Below are 15,272 nucleotides of genomic sequence, written 5' to 3'. Positions count from 1 at the left end.
CACCAGTCACTCTATTACAACAATGTAATGCTGTTGTCATCTCGTTCGATAGTTTGTCCAGACGCTTCCATATACAATTAAGACAAGAAATGAAACAAAGGAGCGAATACATGATGAAAAAAATTTTAGAGGTTGTAGGTGCTGTATTTTTAGCTTTCGTAGATGGAAAAAAAGTTGCAATGGAGTTGAATGAAACACCCGAACAGCCACTTCCAAAAAGAAAAGAATCACCTAAACAAATACTGACTTTAAAAACTGTACTACACACATAAAAAACCCTTCACTTGTCGTTTCAAATGAAGGATTTCTCTTTTATAGTGTAATACTTTCTCCAGCTTCTAATACTTTCCCTGTACAATTTTGTAGCTTTTCTACAAATTGATATGGATCTTGTTCAATAACTGGGAACGTATTGTAATGCATCGGTACAACCGTTTTCGCACCAATCCATTTTGCTGCTAACACAGCATCTTCTGGCCCCATTGTGAAATTATCACCAATTGGTAAAAATGCTACATCAATATTATTAAGTTCTCCAATTAACTTCATATCAGAGAACAGTGCAGTATCTCCTGCATGATATACCGTTTTCTCTTCTGCTGTAAACAAAATACCAGCTGGCATACCTGTATATGTAATCGTCTTATTTTCTTCATCAATATAACTAGAGCCGTGGAATGCTTGGGTAAATTTCACTTTTCCAAAGTCAAATTCATGCGAACCTCCAATATGCATTGGATGTGTATTTACACCTTGCCAACTTAAAAATGTCGCTAATTCAAATGGCGCTACAACAACCGCATTATTTTTCTTTGCTAACGCTACTGTATCGCCGACATGATCACCGTGTCCGTGCGATAAAATAATCGCATCAACTTTTACATCTTCAGCCTTTAAATCTGTTTTCGGATTTCCTGTTAAAAACGGATCAATTAAAATAACTTTTCCATTCGTTTCAATCTTTACAACTGAATGCCCGTGATAAGATACTTCCATCATTACATTCCTCCCCTATTCACATTCTCACTTTTTATTCTACATGATTTCTTAATTCCCTGTCTTTTCTAACATCTATTTACTTGTCATAACGCTTTCATCCGATGTAAAGTTATATCTGTAATTAAATATCTCGGGGGTGCCAATCGATGAATGCTAGATTAGAAAATTTAATGCAATGGCTAAAAGAAAAAAACGTAGAAGCTGCGTTCTTAACTTCTACACCAAACGTTTTCTACATGACGAACTTCCACTGCGAACCACATGAAAGACTACTTGGTATGTTTGTATTCCAAGAAAAAGAACCTATTTTAATTTGTCCTAAAATGGAAGAAGGCCAAGCGCGTAACGCTGGCTGGGCACATGAAATTATCGGATTTACTGATACGGACAAACCATGGGATATGATTGCAAAAGCAATTAAAGATCGTGGTATTGATGCAAATGCAGTTGCAATTGAAAAAGAACATTTAAACGTAGAGCGCTACGAAGAATTAACAAAATTATTCCCAAATGCAGCTTTCAAATCAGCTGAAGAGAAAGTTCGCGAGCTTCGCTTAATTAAAGACGAAAAAGAACTTTCTATTTTACGTGAAGCAGCTAAAATGGCAGACTATGCTGTTGAAGTTGGTATAAATGCAATTAAAGAAAATCGCAGCGAGCTAGAAGTATTAGCAATTATTGAGCATGAATTAAAAACAAAAGGCATCCATAAAATGTCATTTGATACGATGGTATTGGCAGGTGCAAACTCTGCTCTTCCACACGGTATTCCAGGCGCAAACAAAATGAAACGCGGCGATTTCGTACTATTTGATTTAGGTGTAATCATTGAAGGTTATTGCTCTGACATTACACGTACAGTAGCATTTGGTGATATTTCTGAAGAACAAACTCGCATTTACAACACTGTACTTGCTGGACAACTACAAGCAGTTGAAGCATGTAAACCAGGTGTTACATTTGGTGCAATTGACAACGCTGCTCGCTCTGTTATCGCAGATGCAGGTTACGGAGACTTCTTCCCACACCGCCTTGGTCACGGACTTGGAATTAGCGTACACGAATACCCAGATGTAAAAGAAGGCAACGAGTCTCTATTAAGAGAAGGTATGGTCTTCACAATCGAACCAGGTATTTACGTACCAAACGTAGGCGGCGTTCGTATTGAAGATGATATTTACATCACAAAAGACGGATCAGAAATCTTAACGAAGTTCCCGAAAGAATTACAATTTGTGAAATAAGAAAAAGGCAGCGTGATTGCTGCCTTTTTCTTATTTCTCTACTATTTCAAATTGCTCTACAATCATTTTTGCTGGATAACTTTCAAGTATTTTAGAAGACCATACTTTTATTTTATCCCCTGTTTTTAATTGATTATATGCGTCTTTATCCTTAAAGCTCAACACTATATCTGATGGATGCTCTTTATTCATTTGTTGTTCCATATCATTTTGCAACTCTACTTTTGTTTCAAACGTTTTATCACCGACAAAAAACACCGTGTCATTTCTTAGTATTACATACCCTTCTTTAGGTTCTTCTTTTAACCCTACTTGCTCTACAGGTTTCGTAGTACAGGCTGATAATATTATTAGAAACACACCTAAGAATAAAATACTAATGAAGAAGAACATGGCTTTCCCCATAACACTTCCTCCCACATCGAGTCATTCAAAAGAAATTATTTCTTGTCTATTTCTTCCACACATTATACTATTAATGTGCAGAATTTTCTAAAATAGGAGGTTTATATGTTGCAACAACAGTTGGAAGAAATTCGTAATAATAATTACATAATCAACAACACACTTCATATTGATTCATTAAGTTCAAGTATGCTTCAACATATCGGCGTTACCGATAGCTATTTAAGAGACAAACTCATTTACTCTACTTTTTATCATCTAATCAAGAAGGACTATATTTCACACACCCACTTACAAAAACTATTATCAGAAAGCATCAGTGAAAACTATTTATTCTATAAAATTCATGCAAATGACGATGACGCTGTATTTACCCGTGCATTTACAACATTATTAATCGCCCTCATTATAGATGCGGATACAAATCATAATTTCTTATCACAGACTGATATTTCAAATGTAAAAGATAAATTAATTCTATATATGAACAAAGAGCATGACTTACGAGGCTATGTCCAAGAACGTGGCTGGGCACATAGTGTCGCTCATGCTTCAGATACATTTGAAGCGCTTGTTAATAATCCTAAACTGGAAACTTTACATCATGAAGAAATACTACAAACTTTATTAAACAAAGTTTGTGTCCATTCCATCTATTACAAATATGAAGAAGATGAGCGTATCGTTTATCCGATTGTCGCAATGCTACAAAATGGTCTAGAGGAAGAGGTACTTATATTAGCTCTTCGTGATCTAGTAGCTCAATTGCAAGTTCAAAAACCGAAACTACATATTGACTCGTACGAATTTCTATACGGAAATATAAAATCTTTCTTACGTAGTTTATTTTTCAGATTACGTACAATGTCTATATGTAAAGAAACTGAATGCGAAATTGAAAAATTACTGCAGGGGCTTCGCCAATATTATTAAAAAAGAAGGCCACTCAAAAAGTGCCTTCTTCTATTTCACTAATATTAATTTGAAATTTCACGATCCAAACTGAGAAAAGGTGGACAAGAAGCGCAAACGCCATACATGCTCCGCTTAAAAAAGTTAATATAGGATGCGAATACACATGCCCTAATCCATAAGATGCTCCTACGAAAAACATTGTTATGTAAATATAAATTGCTCCATGTATTTGCCTCATATAAGCCTCCTTTTCCCATATTATAACATAAATTTTCTGATTATTCACATTAATTGGTTGTAATCAATATTTCTCAACTGTTACGCCTCTTACAGCCGCCTTAATATATGGTGCTCCTTGTAAACTTTGTAAATCCTCTGTTTTTCCTGTTACGACTACACCGTATATTGGTAGGTCTTTTGGTTTTGTGTTTTTTATTTCTTTATAATATTGTTCAAAATAATCACTTGGTATACCTTCACTATTTTTTGCTAAATACTTCATTTGGTACAGAAACTCTTTTGAATTTATTGTTAAATCGTTTTTCACATCTTCTTTTGCCTTTGCATAACTTCCTGCAAACCCAAAAACATTACCAGCCATTTCAGCATTTAGTATTGCACCACTTTTAGGATCTTTTAACCCTACATAAGAATCGCTTTTCTTTTCATTGTATGTATCTACCCAAAACCAAACTGTTTGTATATCTTTTGGAAGCATCTCAACAATTTGTTCAGTTGAATATGGTTTATCAAAAGATAGGGCCACTTCTGCAACCTTATTTTGCAACTCCCCGATATTTTTCAGATCATCTACATAATTTTTATAAGTAACAAAAGGTAGATAAAATCTCATCTCCCTTTGCATTGTTTGTACATTATAATCTGGTATCGCAATAGCCTCTTCATCCCTTTTCTCCTCATCTAAACTAACAAGTTCACCATTATAGTGCTTCATACTGTAATCCCAGATACCTGATTCGTATATATCATTTATCCATTTTACTGGTTGACCGGCTATATTTTTATAAGAATTATATATTACCGTACTTCCTGTCACACCGAGACTTAAATACATGCTCCCACTGAAACGAATATTAGGGCCTTGAACCTTATGTAGTGCATTCATTTCTCTTTCCATTTTTCTAAACGTTTGTTGAGAAAAATACGTTGCTCCCAAAAACAGACCTACTATAACAATCATGGACGCACAAATAGAAATAAGCCAGTTTCGCCAAAACTGCTTCCTCTTCGCTCTCTTCATCAAAGTCTTCATCTGCTTATCATCCATATTCAAATCAAAGTCCTTCCGACTCATCATTTCTCCTCCTATACAATTTTTTAAATTGATTTCTTGCACGGTACAAACTTGTTTTTACTGTGTCTTCTTTCATACTTAATAAAATGGCAATTTCCTTATAAGATAGTTCATATTCATATTTCAACAGTAAAATATGACGATAATCCTCCGTCATCGTCTCCAATATTTCTTGTACTTCTCCTTGCAACTCACTTGTTAAAAGCACTTCATCTAATGACTTTTGACCAATAAGAACGACCGATTCAATTGCGATTGGGTTTAGTCTTTTTTCTTTTCGGTGTAAATCTCGGTGCTGATTGATTGCAACTCTAAATAGCCACGGTGTTAAATGCTCTAACGGTATTTCCTCCATAAGCAATAAAGCTTTATACAACGTATCTTGCACAATATCTTCCGCTTCTTTTCTATCTGCTCCAATCTTAATTAAGTATCCAAACACAGCTTTTGACTTCTCTATTAATAACGATTCAAACGTATCATGACTCATTCTGCTCTCCCTTCTATATACTCAACGTTTGAGAGCATAAAATGTATACAGCTTTTCTAAAAAAATTTCTGCACATAAAAAAGCACACCCAATTTGATGCACTTCTCATATAAATCTATTTTAATTTTTTCATATAAGTTACCACTTTGCATAACAAATAAACTTCATACCCAATTTCTATCTCTGTTTTAACTTGGCGTAGGGCAGAAAAAGGGGTTAACCGCATCTATACACGGCTAGATGCTCTCTTCTAGCAAAAAAGAAGAAGGTTTACGTCACTTTTTAAAATACTATTCTATTATTTCATCCCGCAATAACGGGCAGTAAAACTCCCACCTCAAAATTTGGCGAATGCGAGGAAATTAGGTGGGAGATAACTGCCCGATTGGTGAAGGCTAATAATCAGTGGGGGATGGACAAAACCTCCACTGATTAAAGTTTCACTTTATCGCTTCCTTCACAACATCTTGAATCATAACGACTTCTGTTTTCATATCAACAGACGGTGCTTCTTCATCAATACATTCATACCAAAACTCTAAGTGCTTTTTATCAATTTCATGATGAGAATTTTCGACAAGAGCCCCACCTTCTCCTTGCACAGAATACCAATATAAGTACTCTTCTCCATCTCTTATTTCCCGGAAAATTGTCTCAACGTACATCTTTTCGTCGTTTAGTGTCAAAAGTACTTCTTTCATATTCTCATTAAGAAGCTGCATCCATTCATCTACACGATGACTTTTACCTTGTTTCACTTTAAATCTTGTTAACTCCACATTCATTTTTATCCCCCCGTTTTCTTACGTACAAACAATCTATATTCTATTGGATTATTAAAACTTAATTTACTAGCTAATTTTTGCGAAGGAATATTGTCTACATAACAATCCCAGCACGGTATAATATCATTTTGCATGCAATGTTCAATGAAATGTGTTGCGACAGCTTGGGCTAATCCTTTCCCTTGATATGCTTCATGTGTCGCAATATCAATTTCAGCAAACCCATTCCCATTAAATATCGAAACACATTCAGCTACAATCATCCCATCTTGTTCTATACAAAATCCAAAACCACCATTCAAAAACGTTTCTTTTGATCCCCAATATTCTTTATAATAATCCTCTGTAAATTCATTACTTCGTTCTATATCACTTTTATCAATACGTTTAATTTCATATGTATTTTTGTTACAATCTCGCTTTCTCTCTTCAAAGGTTATTCTTTGAAATTTCATTCGCGGGATTTTCCGAAGCACATTACTAAAATGCTCTTCTAACATCATTTCCCACTCGTCACTCGAAGTGAACAATGTAAATCTCTTCTCTGTTTTTTCAATAGCCGTTTTTATATACGAAAATAAATCTTCGTTATAATTTTGATCATAAGTATCACCAAATAAATAATAAATACCGTTAGCTGTAATAATTAATCCTGCTGTTATATCCTCGTTTGCAAAAACCTTACCGTCTATTATTTGATCGCATACTGCATAAGCAAAGGTTGCTGCTCTTGTATTACCTTCTAAATTTGAAATCACTTTTCTATACTCGGCTACAGATAATTGTTTCATAATTGTTCCACTATAATCGTATCCGCCTCTACATTTTCAAAACAAAGATTTACCGTTCTCTTCAACGCTCTCGTTCTATGAATTGTACATGCTGGAATTAAAATTGAATCATTTGGCTTTAAAACTGCTGTCTCTCTATCTTGAAAATCGATAAGTAATTCTCCCTCTAACACAATGAATAATTCATCCGAATTAGAATGGTAGTGCCAATCATATTCACCAGTAAATACGGCGATTCGTAAGCAATGATTATTTATATTTGAAACGACAAAGTTTTTATGTTGGTCTTTAATATCTTTTGTTAAATCTAATAGATTTACTGTTTCCATAGTTCTCCCCACCCAATTCCCTCTATCGATTTTCATTTCTTATTTAATTCCAAATTATCACAAAAATATACATTGTAACAAGCGAGATTTCTCGTAAAGTTTTATTTACTTTTTGTAAAGTTTTATTTACTTTTTACCTATAAATGGATATTATGAATGTAACAAATTTACAAAAAGGAGACTTTGTATATTTGATACAAAATAAAGTAAAACAATTCCGCGTCGTTAGAGACATCACCCAAGAGCAATTAGCTTCCTCTGTTCAAATCACTAGACAATCCCTCATCGCTATCGAGAAGAATAAATACAACCCAAGTTTAGAATTAGCATTGAAATTATGTGAGTTTTTCAACTGTAAAGTAGAAGATTTATTTCAATTAGATAAAACTGGGGAGGAAAAAGAATGAAAAATACTTTTAATCAAGAATTCATTTCACATCTTACCATTTTAGTGTTAGGATCGACTTTTCTTTATTTCAATAGTAGTGATGAAGAAAAGATTCGTTCTGTCCTTCTATTCGCTGGCGTATACATCCTCTTAGCCTTGGTACTATTTGTAGTGAAACGAATATTCTTTAAGAAAAAAAAGAAAGAGTCCGAGAAATACCCATTACCTGAGATAGATGAACGAATTGAGAAAATGAGTTTAAAGTTTATGGCACAAATTTTCGGTCTTTCTCATTTAATTGGTTCTGCAATACTATTTGTTTTATATATCACTAATGAAAATTCGACGATACGAGTTGAATATGCCCTTTATTACTTGTTCGGCATTCTTTTCTTTACAATGATGTTCGGCTTGAAAATTGTAAAGAAATTAGATAATTAGTTTAAACAAAAAGACCCTTCCTACAAAGGAAAGGTCTTTATTTTATTTCTATTATGATAAAGCAGGAGCTTTTTCAAGAAGCTCTTTCGCATCAGCGTATTGTAAGCCGTGCGCTTCTGCAACTGCTTCGAATGTTACATAGCCATCTAATGTGTTAATACCTTTTAATAATGCAGCGTTGCCTAGGCAAGCTTCTTTGTAGCCTTTGTTAGCAATTTGCACTGCATATGGTACTGTTACGTTTGTTAATGCAAGAGTTGATGTACGTGGAACCGCACCTGGCATATTTGCAACTGCATAATGAACAACACCATGTTTTTCGTAAGTTGGGTTATCATGAGTTGTAATACGGTCAGTTGTTTCGAAAATACCACCTTGGTCAATCGCAATATCTACAACGACAGAACCTGTTTCCATTGATTGAATCATTTCTTCTGTTACAAGTTTTGGCGCTTTTGCACCTGGGATTAATACCGCACCGATTACAAGATCAGATTCTCTTACAGCTTCTGCAATGTTGTACGGGTTAGACATTAACGTTTTTACTTGGTTTCCAAAAATATCATCTAATTGACGAAGACGTTCTGCACTTAAGTCGATGATTGTTACATCTGCACCTAAACCTACTGCAATTTTCGCTGCGTTTGTACCAGCTTGACCACCGCCGATAATTGTTACTTTGCCGCGTTTAACCCCTGGAACACCTGCAAGTAAAATACCTTTTCCGCCTTTGTTTTTCTCAAGGAACTGTGCACCGATTTGCGCAGACATACGACCTGCAACTTCACTCATAGGTGCAAGTAATGGTAAAGAACGATTGTCTAATTGTACTGTTTCATATGCAATTGATACCACTTTGTTATCAATTAATGCTTTTGTTAATTCTGGCTCTGGAGCTAAGTGTAAGTATGTGAATAAGATTAAACCTTCGCGAAAATAACCGTATTCACTTTCAACTGGCTCTTTTACCTTCATAACCATATCTTGATTCCATGCTTCTTCAGCAGTTTCAACAAGTTTCGCACCAGCTTGTAAGTATTCTTCATCTGTAAAGCCTGATCCTACACCTGATCCTTTTTGAACAAAAACTTCATGACCATTTTGTACTAAATGTACAGCTCCCGCTGGCGTCATTGCCACACGGTTTTCATTGTTTTTAATTTCTGTTGGAATACCGATACGCATTATTAGTTCCCCCTTGAGTTATGAAATGACCCCTGAATCATTTTTTAAAGCGCTTTCTACGCTCTTATATTCTAACATAATATCTCAATATTTGACAAAAAATAATACAAGTTTTCCGATAGATTTAATCTTACATTAAAGGACAGTATTATCCGTACCTCTCAGTATAAAGGATAAACTGTCCAATTATTCGAAACTTCACTTTATTTAATTCTATCGATGTCTATGAATAACATCAACAGCGCCTGTTACTTCAATAATCGTACCAGTAATCATATCAGAATCGTCCTCACATAAAAACGAAATGGTTCTTGCGATATCTTCGCCTGTTCCAGATCTACCAATTGGTGTGTTACTACCTTTCAGATTTCGCGCTTCTTCAATCGTTGCTTCTTTCATTTCACCAATTATATCACCAGGGCAAACCATATTCGCAGTAATACCATATTCCGCCTCTTCGTAAGCTACTGTTTTCGTTAATGAAACAAGTCCTACTTTCGCAGCCGCAAAGGCTGAACGATAAATCCATCCAGGTGCGCTATCTGCCCCTTGAAATCCATAGTTAATAATACGGCCAAATTGCTGGTTTCTCATAATCGGTACGACAAGTTTTAATAAATGAAACACCGCTGTTAAATTACCCTGGATCATTTCATTCCATTCGTCTTCTTCGTAATCGACTAATTTTTTTCTTTCAAATACGTAAGGACCAGCATTATTAATTAAAAAGTCAATTTTGCCAAAACGGCTCATCGCTTCTTCTACCATTTTATGTAAATCTTCCTTTTTCGTGACATCCGCTTGCACGAACTGTAGACGCTCTTCCATATTTTTATATGTTTCTTTCATTGTTTCCATAGCAGCTATATCGCTATGATACGTTACTGTTACTGAATATCCTTTATCCAATAACTTTTCTGTTACTTGCTTTCCTAAACCTTTCGTACCGGCTGTAATGAGCGCGTGTCTCACAAACATGCCTCCTTTTAAATTGCCATACTTCATATGTAACAAGTTCTCGCTCCAATTACAACTAAAATGAATTGAAACAAAGTTTTCAAAATTCTGTAACGTTTCAACAAGCACATTACCATAATTTGTTTTATAATTAAGTTGTAAACAGTTATACAAATGATTGGGAGGAATTTACTATGAATAATACATATACAAATATTTTAATTGCGGTGGACGGTTCTAAAGAAGCAGAAAAAGCCTTTAAAAAAGCAATTCAAGTCGCAAAACGAAACAATGCAACATTAACAATTGCTCATATTGTTGACGTAAAAGCATACTCAGCAGTAGAGGCTTATAGCCGCGCAATTGCTGAACGTGCAAATCTATTTGCAGAAGACTTATTAGAAGACTACAAAAAAACTGCGCTTGAAGCTGGTCTTGAAAAAGTAGAAACTGTATTAGAATTTGGTAATCCTAAATCTAAAATCTCAAAAGAAATTGCCCCAACACATAAAGTGGATTTAATTATGTGCGGTGCAACTGGTTTAAATGCTGTAGAACGTTTCCTAATTGGTAGCGTCTCTGAACATATTATTCGCTATGCGAAATGCGATGTCCTTGTTGTTCGTGGTGATGAGGAGCAAGGTGATCTTTAATTTATAATAAAAAAACACCAAGTCCACATGGGCTTGGTGTTTTTCATTTCACATATTTCACTACAAATACGAGACAAGCTACAACAACAATTACAACTGCAAACACATAAGGCGGAAGGAACTTCAAAGACCATAGCGCCATCATTAACGTCGCAACCGTTAAGTACGTTTGCTTTGCATCTTCTGTCATTTTTTTGCGAAGCAAAAAAATATACAAATAACCAATTGGCGGCGTAATAAAACAAAGAACATATATGATTTTTGATTTTAAATACCATTTTTGTTCTCCGAGTTTCTTTATATCCTCTTCTATTCTCTTATGCTCTTGTTCTCTCGCTTCTTCTACAAGCGAATCTTCCTCTTCTCCTCGCTTTTCTTTCATATAAGGAAGAAAATGCATGAAAAAATAACATGCAAATACAATTGCCCAAAATTCGATATTTAACCTTTCTAGCGGAATATGCTCACTTGCAAAAGCAGCCGTGATTACTAATAAAAAACAATACGTTGTCATCCAAAATGAACGTTTTCTCTTTTTTCGTTCAATTTCTTTTTTATCTTGTACATTTTTTCTTTTCGAAAGCCATATCAAAATAAAGCAATCTACTACAAATAGAGTAAAGATAAATATCGCAACATGCACTGTTTCTACATTCGCAAATGAAAATATTGATGGGAATGCCACATGTAGCACAATTAATGTGTACAAAATTAACCCTATAAAATAAATACGTCTCATCTTCCATTCCTTTCTCATTTCCTAACATTACATTAACATACATTTTTTAGAAATAGACGGACAAAATATATGTGTTTAGAGAAGGAGGATTTATATGGGAGATCATGAACGTATTATTTTAGATGTCAACGAGCAAGAGATTGAAATGTTAAATACAATATGCTCACATTTTAAAGAAAAACATGGCGTTGAACTAAGTCATGGTGCGCTGTTTCGAGATTTAATGGATATTGAGTATATTCGTATCACAGAAGATCGACATAAGTATGATTAATCAATGAAGCTTTAAGCCTAGAACATATTGCTCTAGGCTTAATTAAATCTATACGAAAAATGTTATAATTAGGAAAAAACAGGTATGGAGGATGCTCTACTATGAAATCTGAAAATATCTCAAAACATTTTCACACATTACATGTGCAAAGAAACCAGTTCCTTCCTAATCTTCATTCACTTTCACAAGAACAACTATGGTATAGGAAAGAGGACGGAAAATGGTCTATTGGGGAGCACTTTTATCACTTATATTTAATTACAAGGATGCTAAAAGTAGCGATTAAATTCGCTTTCACTCTTATCCCTTATGCCAAACTAAGAAAAAACGCCCCATTTGCAACTGACATACATGACATTTATGCCGAATATAAAGAAAAACACGGCAAAGGAATGAAAGCTCCTTGGATTTTAATCCCTTCAAAAAAAATCTATCACTCTATGAATGTAAACGAATTAGAAGCATTACTTTCACGTGAAACAGATGAAATAAAAAAACTAGTTCAACATATAGACGAAAATATTGCAGGACATATCGTATTTTTAGATCCAATTGCTCACTACCCTAACCTTATTCAATCTATCCAACTGTTAGCGATCCATGAGAATCATCATTTTATGATTATGAAAAATAATTATGAAATGATAGATACATAGCTAAAAGTCTAAATACAAAAAGGTAAGGCACTTTCTAAAAAAGCACCTTACCTTCTATATCATACATCATTTAACTTCCAACAAACTCTATGGCTAACCCCTTCGCTTTCTCCAAAGCTTTTTCGATTTGCTCAAACCCTGTCCCGCCAGCACTGTTACGGCGCTTTACAGCTGCATAAGGTGAAAGAACTTCATATAAATCTTCTTCAAATAACGGACTCATTTCTTTATACGTTTCAAGTGGTACATCTAATAAATAGATTCCTTTTTGCGTACAATGAAGAACTAGTTTCCCAACAATTTCATGAGCTTGACGGAACGGCAGTCCCTTGCTTGCTAAATAGTCGGCAATTTCTGTTGCGTTAGAGAAGTCTTGCGTCACAGCTTGCCCCATTTTTTCTTTGTTTACAGTCATCGTTTCAAGCATGCCTGCCATAATATGAAGGCATCCTTCTACTGTTTTCACTGTATCAAACATTCCTTCTTTATCTTCTTGTAAGTCTTTATTGTAAGCGAGCGGCAATCCTTTCATTACTGTAAGTAAACTGAATAAATTACCGTATACTCTGCCAGTCTTACCACGAATAAGTTCCGCCATATCCGGATTTTTCTTCTGCGGCATAATACTGCTTCCAGTTGCGTATTGATCGCTCATTTCAATAAATTGAAATTCTTGACTACTCCATAAAATAAGTTCTTCACAAAAGCGTGATAAGTGCATCATAAGCATAGATGAGTTACTTAAAAACTCCAGTATAAAATCACGATCGCTTACCGCATCTAAACTATTTTCATAGATTCCATTAAATCCAAGAAGCTCCGCACTATATTCTCGGTCAATCGGGAATGTTGTACCAGCTAGTGCTCCTGCTCCTAATGGTGAAATGTTAATACGCTTTAACGAATCTTCATAACGATTCACATCGCGCTCTAACATCCAAAAGTAAGCAAGGATATGATGAGCAAACGATATAGGCTGTGCGCGCTGCAAGTGCGTATAACCAGGCATAATTGTTTCAATGTTATTTTCCGCTTGATGAACAAGAACAATTTGCAATTGTTTTGTAGCTTTTATAATATCTTCTACTTTTTCTTTTAAATACAAGTGCATATCTGTCGCTACTTGATCGTTACGGCTTCGGCCTGTATGAAGTTTCCCTCCTACTTCACCGACTCTTTCAATTAACATCTTTTCAATATTTAAATGAATGTCCTCCGCTTCGACTGAGAAATTCAAGTTATTTTCTTTCGCTTCCTCTAATAAATACTGAAGCCCTATCTTGATTTTCTCTGCTTCCTCTTTCGTAACGATGCCTTGCTTTGCTAACATCGTAACGTGTGCAATACTCCCTTTTATATCTTGGCTAACCAATTGCTTATCAAAGGAAATAGAAGCTCCGAATTCTTCTACCCATGCTTCCGCTTCTTCTGTAAAACGTCCGCCCCAAAGTTTGCTCACGCTTCCACCTTCTTCTGATTCACTTGGCTGTATACTTTTGTAGGTAAACCGAATAATGAAATGAAACCAACTGCTGCATCATGATTAAATTCATCCTGGGCAGTATACGTTGCAAGTTTTTCATCATATAAAGAGTACTCAGATTTACGTCCTTCTACAATCGCATGACCTTTAAATAATTTCACACGTACTGTACCTGTTACATTTTTTTGCGTTTCTTGTAAGAAAGCATTGAGTGCTTGTTTTAAAGGTGAGAACCATAAACCGTTATAAATTAATTCTGTTAGTTTTTGCTCAATCATCGGTTTGAAATGAGCAACCTCTTTCACAAGTGTTAAATCTTCAAGTTCTTTATGCGCTGTTATTAATGTCATTGCCGCTGGACATTCGTACACTTCACGAGATTTAATACCGATAAGGCGATTTTCTACATGATCGATACGTCCAACGCCATGTTTTCCAGCAAGTGCATTTAACGTTTTAATTAATTCTGAAAGTGAATATGCAGCGCCGTTTAAAGTCGTCGGTACTCCTGCTTCAAATCCGATTTCTACAAAATCTGGTTTATTCGGTGTATCTTCTAATGCCAATGTCATCTCGTATGCTTCTTCTGGCGGCGCTGCCCATGGATCTTCTAAAATTCCACATTCATTGCTGCGTCCCCATAAGTTTTGATCGATTGAAAACGGGCTATCTAAATTAATTGGAATCGGTATATCATTTTCTTTTGCATATGCAATTTCTTCTTCACGTGACCACTTCCATTCACGTACAGGCGCAATCACTTCTAAATATGGATTCAACGCTTGAATAGAAACTTCAAAACGAACTTGGTCATTCCCTTTCCCTGTACATCCATGTGCAACTGCGCTTGCACCTTCCTGCTCTGCAATTTCTACTAATTTTTTCGCAATAAGCGGACGAGATAATGCAGAGACAAGAGGATATTTCCCTTCGTATAACGTATGAGCTTGCATCGCTATCAATGCATATTCATTCGCAAATTCTTCTTGAACATCAATCATATATGATTTAATTGCACCTACTGAAAGTGCTTTTTCTTTTACAAACGCTAAGTCTTTACCTTCCCCTAGATCTAAACAAAGCGCGATAATATCATAATCCTTCTCTTGTAACCATTTAATTGCAACGGAAGTATCAAGACCTCCGGAATATGCTAACACAACTTTTTTCTTCTCCATTTTGCATCCCCCTAAAGAATAAATATTCACTATTTCTTATAATAA

The 15,272-nt window shown here is 35.1% G+C and carries 21 protein-coding genes; 8 read left to right on the top strand and 13 right to left on the bottom strand.

What is annotated here, in order from left to right; translation table 11 throughout:
* Positions 1-110: 110 nt before the first annotated feature.
* On the top strand, positions 111-272 hold the full coding sequence (locus tag ACFVQC_RS01480; RefSeq protein ID WP_377897276.1) for a hypothetical protein: 162 nt from the start codon (positions 111-113) through the stop codon (positions 270-272).
* Positions 273-312: 40 nt separating this feature from the next.
* Here the strand turns inward: ACFVQC_RS01480 and ACFVQC_RS01475 are convergent, their stop codons facing one another.
* Positions 313-996 (bottom strand): metal-dependent hydrolase, encoded by a 684-nt coding sequence (locus ACFVQC_RS01475; RefSeq protein WP_377892587.1) that lies wholly within the window; start codon positions 994-996, stop codon positions 313-315.
* A gap of 149 nt (positions 997-1,145) precedes the next feature.
* On the opposite strand from ACFVQC_RS01475, the gene pepQ reads away from it, so the two are divergent.
* Positions 1,146-2,243, top strand: coding sequence for a Xaa-Pro dipeptidase (gene pepQ / locus ACFVQC_RS01470; protein WP_002112217.1), 1,098 nt, complete (start codon positions 1,146-1,148; stop codon positions 2,241-2,243).
* Between the two features lie 30 nt (positions 2,244-2,273).
* Here pepQ and ACFVQC_RS01465 read toward each other — a convergent pair whose 3' ends face one another.
* Positions 2,274-2,648, bottom strand: a complete 375-nt coding sequence (locus tag ACFVQC_RS01465; RefSeq protein ID WP_377897275.1) for a DUF3221 domain-containing protein — start codon at positions 2,646-2,648, stop codon at positions 2,274-2,276.
* Between the two features lie 105 nt (positions 2,649-2,753).
* Here ACFVQC_RS01465 and ACFVQC_RS01460 point away from each other — a divergent pair, with 105 nt between their 5' ends.
* A complete protein-coding gene (locus ACFVQC_RS01460; RefSeq protein WP_377897274.1) occupies positions 2,754-3,581 on the top strand; it encodes a DUF2785 domain-containing protein in 828 nt (275 codons plus the stop codon).
* Positions 3,582-3,594: 13 nt separating this feature from the next.
* Here ACFVQC_RS01460 and ACFVQC_RS01455 read toward each other — a convergent pair whose 3' ends face one another.
* The 6 genes from ACFVQC_RS01455 to ACFVQC_RS01430 all read right to left on the bottom strand — a co-directional run bounded on the left by ACFVQC_RS01455 (position 3,595) and on the right by ACFVQC_RS01430 (position 7,273).
* The gene (locus ACFVQC_RS01455) at positions 3,595-3,801 is read right to left on the bottom strand and encodes a hypothetical protein (protein ID WP_219920499.1); all 207 of its coding nucleotides are present in this window, start codon (positions 3,799-3,801) and stop codon (positions 3,595-3,597) included.
* Positions 3,802-3,864: 63 nt separating this feature from the next.
* The gene (locus ACFVQC_RS01450) at positions 3,865-4,878 is read right to left on the bottom strand and encodes an anti sigma factor C-terminal domain-containing protein (protein ID WP_377897272.1); all 1,014 of its coding nucleotides are present in this window, start codon (positions 4,876-4,878) and stop codon (positions 3,865-3,867) included.
* The gene (locus ACFVQC_RS01445; RefSeq protein ID WP_377892518.1) at positions 4,859-5,368 is read right to left on the bottom strand and encodes an RNA polymerase sigma factor; all 510 of its coding nucleotides are present in this window, start codon (positions 5,366-5,368) and stop codon (positions 4,859-4,861) included. Before ACFVQC_RS01445 ends, ACFVQC_RS01450 begins: the two co-directional genes overlap by 20 nt.
* Positions 5,369-5,808: 440 nt before the next feature.
* Entirely contained in the window at positions 5,809-6,153 is a 345-nt protein-coding gene (locus tag ACFVQC_RS01440; RefSeq protein WP_377897271.1) for a DUF6176 family protein, read from the bottom strand.
* A 2-nt stretch (positions 6,154-6,155) separates the two neighbouring features.
* Positions 6,156-6,944 carry a GNAT family N-acetyltransferase gene (locus ACFVQC_RS01435; RefSeq protein WP_377897270.1) on the bottom strand — a complete coding sequence of 263 codons (789 nt, stop codon included), beginning with the start codon at positions 6,942-6,944 and terminating at the stop codon, positions 6,156-6,158.
* Positions 6,941-7,273, bottom strand: a complete 333-nt coding sequence (locus tag ACFVQC_RS01430) for a cupin domain-containing protein (RefSeq protein ID WP_377897269.1) — start codon at positions 7,271-7,273, stop codon at positions 6,941-6,943. The genes ACFVQC_RS01435 and ACFVQC_RS01430 overlap by 4 nt, the downstream gene beginning before the upstream one ends.
* 143 nt (positions 7,274-7,416) lie before the next feature.
* On the opposite strand from ACFVQC_RS01430, the gene ACFVQC_RS01425 reads away from it, so the two are divergent.
* Together ACFVQC_RS01425 and ACFVQC_RS01420 are read left to right on the top strand one after the other, a co-directional pair.
* On the top strand, positions 7,417-7,680 hold the full coding sequence (locus ACFVQC_RS01425; protein WP_088079481.1) for a helix-turn-helix transcriptional regulator: 264 nt from the start codon (positions 7,417-7,419) through the stop codon (positions 7,678-7,680).
* Entirely contained in the window at positions 7,677-8,102 is a 426-nt protein-coding gene (locus ACFVQC_RS01420; RefSeq protein WP_377897268.1) for a hypothetical protein, read from the top strand. Before ACFVQC_RS01425 ends, ACFVQC_RS01420 begins: the two co-directional genes overlap by 4 nt.
* A 51-nt stretch (positions 8,103-8,153) precedes the next feature.
* On the opposite strand, the gene ald is transcribed toward ACFVQC_RS01420, so the two are convergent.
* Complete coding sequence (gene ald / locus ACFVQC_RS01415) at positions 8,154-9,287, bottom strand: alanine dehydrogenase (RefSeq protein WP_377897267.1); 1,134 nt, start codon at positions 9,285-9,287, stop codon at positions 8,154-8,156.
* A gap of 213 nt (positions 9,288-9,500) precedes the next feature.
* Complete coding sequence (locus tag ACFVQC_RS01410) at positions 9,501-10,292, bottom strand: SDR family oxidoreductase (RefSeq protein ID WP_377898121.1); 792 nt, start codon at positions 10,290-10,292, stop codon at positions 9,501-9,503.
* Positions 10,293-10,438: 146 nt separating this feature from the next.
* Here ACFVQC_RS01410 and ACFVQC_RS01405 point away from each other — a divergent pair, with 146 nt between their 5' ends.
* Positions 10,439-10,897, top strand: a complete 459-nt coding sequence (locus ACFVQC_RS01405) for a universal stress protein (RefSeq protein WP_215576584.1) — start codon at positions 10,439-10,441, stop codon at positions 10,895-10,897.
* A 43-nt stretch (positions 10,898-10,940) separates the two neighbouring features.
* Here the strand turns inward: ACFVQC_RS01405 and ACFVQC_RS01400 are convergent, their stop codons facing one another.
* The gene (locus ACFVQC_RS01400; protein ID WP_377897266.1) at positions 10,941-11,636 is read right to left on the bottom strand and encodes a hypothetical protein; all 696 of its coding nucleotides are present in this window, start codon (positions 11,634-11,636) and stop codon (positions 10,941-10,943) included.
* A 94-nt stretch (positions 11,637-11,730) separates the two neighbouring features.
* On the opposite strand from ACFVQC_RS01400, the gene ACFVQC_RS01395 reads away from it, so the two are divergent.
* Positions 11,731-11,910 (top strand): ProA domain protein, encoded by a 180-nt coding sequence (locus ACFVQC_RS01395; protein ID WP_070145106.1) that lies wholly within the window; start codon positions 11,731-11,733, stop codon positions 11,908-11,910.
* 101 nt (positions 11,911-12,011) lie between these two features.
* The gene (locus ACFVQC_RS01390) at positions 12,012-12,566 is read left to right on the top strand and encodes a DinB family protein (RefSeq protein ID WP_377897264.1); all 555 of its coding nucleotides are present in this window, start codon (positions 12,012-12,014) and stop codon (positions 12,564-12,566) included.
* Positions 12,567-12,636: 70 nt separating this feature from the next.
* Here the strand turns inward: ACFVQC_RS01390 and argH are convergent, their stop codons facing one another.
* On the bottom strand, positions 12,637-14,025 hold the full coding sequence (argH, locus tag ACFVQC_RS01385) for an argininosuccinate lyase (RefSeq protein WP_377897262.1): 1,389 nt from the start codon (positions 14,023-14,025) through the stop codon (positions 12,637-12,639).
* Positions 14,022-15,227, bottom strand: coding sequence for an argininosuccinate synthase (locus ACFVQC_RS01380; RefSeq protein ID WP_377892534.1), 1,206 nt, complete (start codon positions 15,225-15,227; stop codon positions 14,022-14,024). The genes argH and ACFVQC_RS01380 overlap by 4 nt, the downstream gene beginning before the upstream one ends.
* Between the last annotated feature and the right edge of the window lie 45 nt (positions 15,228-15,272).

This window comes from Bacillus sp. NPDC057893, assembly GCF_042796455.1.
Taxonomy (GTDB): Bacteria; Bacillota; Bacilli; order Bacillales; family Bacillaceae_G; genus Bacillus_A.
This window is presented reverse-complemented; position numbering and strand designations above follow the sequence as displayed.